1 protein-coding gene is annotated in these 1,068 nt (G+C 65.5%); it reads right to left on the bottom strand.

Translation table 11 applies throughout. The features are described 5' to 3' along the window. Positions 1–1,066 (bottom strand): ISAs1 family transposase (locus tag SY26_RS19715; protein WP_084693988.1); only part of this gene is annotated, 1,066 nt, incomplete at its 3' end. Between the last annotated feature and the right edge of the window lie 2 nt (positions 1,067–1,068).

The following is a 1,068-nucleotide window of genomic DNA, read 5'->3' as shown; positions in this document are numbered from 1 at the left end:
TGAGAACGTTTCGGAGAAAGTCGTCATCCCAGCCTGCCCTCTTGAGCTTGATGGAGAGCGAGCCCTTCGACGTGTCCCTGCGCATGACGTCGAGAGCACGGCGACGCAGGATGGCGATGTTGCCCGGGCTGTTATCCTTGCGGTTGCGTGCCGCGTCTTCGCGGAACGACACGTCCAGCTGCCAGTGCAGACTGTTCTCGATAGCCCAGTGGGCGCGTACGGTCGCCAGCAGGACCTCCGGTGTCGGCACCCAGGACAGCGCGAAGTACCTCGTTTCCGAGGTTGTGCCCTCGGCTGTTTTTCGGGTGGCCTCGACCCGTCCAAAAGCCTTCAGGCCCGGGAATTCATGATGCTCTGCCAGAGCCTTGCTCGAAACGACGGTCGCCTTTCGGGTTTCCGTCCGGCCGTGGCCGATATCCTCGGAAAGCGCGCTTGGGTGCGCGTCTGGCTCGGCCCCGAAGCTGGCCCGGGCATCGGACAGGAGCGAGTCCTGGTTGGCCTTGAGCGCCAGGCACCAGTCGCCACCACCCGCGTTAATCGCAGCAACCGTACGGCGATTGCAGTGCAGGGCATCGGCGGTCACCACCTTCCCCTTGAGCGCGATCAGGCCAAGCGCTTCGATGGCGGCCTCCAGTTCCGTACCCCGATCGGCCGGCACGCTGGCCAGCGTCAGGCGCAGCCGCGCCGCATAGGCCGAGACCATCATCCGCGTCCGGCCGCTCTCTCCCGCATCGCGGGCCCCGCGCAGGGCCTTGCCGTCAACGGCGATCACGTCGCCATCACGAAGGAGGGCCGCGACATCGGCCAGCACGCGCCCGAAAGCCGCATCGAGCGCCTTGGGATCGATCATCCGGAACACGGCCGAGAAGGTGTCATGCGACGGAACCGCGTGCTTGAGCTTGAGGAAACCCCTGAAAACGCTTTCCTTTGCGCGCCCGAAGGCCGCCATCTCGGCGCAGGAGGTCGCGCCGCAAAGGACCGACACAAAGGCGATGACCAGCAGCTCACCCAAGTCATGTCGCGTGTTCTCGGCGCGGGGATCGGGGACATCTTCGAAGGCGGACAGGA

This window comes from Paracoccus sp. 228, from assembly GCF_000967825.1.
In the GTDB taxonomy this organism is placed as follows: Bacteria; Pseudomonadota; Alphaproteobacteria; order Rhodobacterales; family Rhodobacteraceae; genus Paracoccus; species Paracoccus marcusii.
Note: the sequence above shows the minus strand (reverse complement) of the source record. Positions and strands in the feature narration are given on the sequence as shown.